This window comes from Xanthobacter tagetidis (assembly GCF_003667445.1).
Lineage (GTDB): Bacteria > Pseudomonadota > Alphaproteobacteria > Rhizobiales > Xanthobacteraceae > Xanthobacter > Xanthobacter tagetidis.
Genome location: NZ_RCTF01000087.1, coordinates 1 through 500 on the forward strand (window position 1 = coordinate 1; position 500 = coordinate 500).

Consider the following 500-nt stretch of genomic DNA (forward strand, 5'->3'; position numbering starts at 1 on the left):
AACTCGCCCGTCTTGTCACACCGTCATGCCCCGCCTTGTGCGAGGCATCCACCTGGCCGCCTGCCCGCGCCCGAAGCGGAAGGCGCCAGCCTGGTCGCAGGGTGGATCCCCAGCACAAGGCGGGGGATGACGGTCGGTCTTCGGCGCCTCAGTTCCCCTGCGCGCTGAGCGCGCGGGAGACGATGAGGCGCATGATCTCGTTGGTGCCTTCCAGGATCTGGTGGACGCGCAGGTCGCGCACGATCTTCTCGATGCCGTAGTCGGCAAGGTAGCCGTAGCCGCCGTGGAGCTACAGCGCCTCGTTGGCCACCTCGAAGCCGCGGTCGGTGGCGACGCGCTTCGCCATGGCGCACAGCTGGGTGGCGTCGGGCGCCTTGGCGTCGAGCGCGGCCGCCGCGCGCCACAGGAAGGTGCGCGCAGCCTCCAGCTCGATCGCCATGTCGGCGAGGCGGAACTGCAGCGCCTGGAATTCGTCGAGCCTTTTGCCGAACGCCTTGCGC

Annotated in this window: 1 pseudogene; it reads right to left on the reverse strand. The window is 69.6% G+C overall.

Annotated features, from left to right (window positions below):
- Positions 1-148: 148 nt before the first annotated feature.
- Positions 149-500, reverse strand: a pseudogene (locus D9R14_RS22780) (acyl-CoA dehydrogenase family protein); the annotation flags it as partial.